Origin of the sequence: Burkholderia sp. Ac-20379, from assembly GCF_017104645.1 — a bacterium.
Taxonomy (GTDB): Bacteria; Pseudomonadota; Gammaproteobacteria; order Burkholderiales; family Burkholderiaceae; genus Burkholderia.
The window spans coordinates 1-813 of record NZ_JAAGPF010000796.1 but is presented as its reverse complement, the minus strand read 5'-3'; the positions used below and the strand labels follow the sequence as shown (position 1 = coordinate 813).

Below are 813 nucleotides of genomic sequence, written 5' to 3'. Positions count from 1 at the left end.
ACACGACGCTCTTCCATGCTCCACGGCGTTGCCCGCGCTGGGCCGCAGCGCGGCCGGCGTGCCGCAAGCCGACCCGGCGAAGCTCTACACGCCCGCCAGCGTGCCCGACGACTGGTGGAAGCTCTACGCCGATCCCGACCTCAACGCACTGGTGGAAGAAGCGCTGCGCGCCAACCTCGACCTGCGCCAGGCCGCCTCGACGCTGGCCGCCGCGCAAACCGCGCTCGATCAGGCGCGCGCGGCGTGGCTGCCGTCCACCAGCGTGTCGGCGAGCTACGCGCGCGAGCGCAACAACGTCTACGGCGCGTCGGGCCTGCATCGCTTCAACGCGGCCGGCATCAATCTGGGCGTGTCGTACGAGGTGGACCTGTTCGGCCGGATCCGCCGCGCGGTGGAGGAAGCCAGCGCCACCTACGACGCGCAAAACTTCGCGTTCGCGGCCGCGCAGATCAAGCTGGTGGTGAACACCGTCGACGGCTATCTGCTCGCGTGCCAAGGCAACGCCGCGCTGGCCAACGCGCGCGATCAGCTCGGCATCGCCGATCGTCAATACCGGCTCGCCGAGCGGCTGCACGCGCACGGCGCGGCGGCCGACGTCGACGTATTGCAGGCGAAGGCGCAGCAGCAGGCGCAGGCCGCCACGATCCCGAACCTCGAAGCCAACCGCCAGGCGGCGCTGTATTCGCTCGCGGTGCTGCTCGGGCGCGCGCCGTCCGACCTGCCGGCCGCCGCCGAGCGCTGCAGCGCGCCGCCGCGCATCGCGCACACGCTGCCGGTGGGCGACGGCCTGAGCCTGTTGCGCCGCCGTCCCGA

1 protein-coding gene is annotated in these 813 nt (G+C 72.4%); it reads left to right on the top strand.

Annotated elements, in window-relative coordinates; translation table 11 throughout:
- Positions 1–813: TolC family protein (locus G3N92_RS34685; protein WP_206131956.1), on the top strand; the 813-nt coding region annotated here is incomplete at both ends.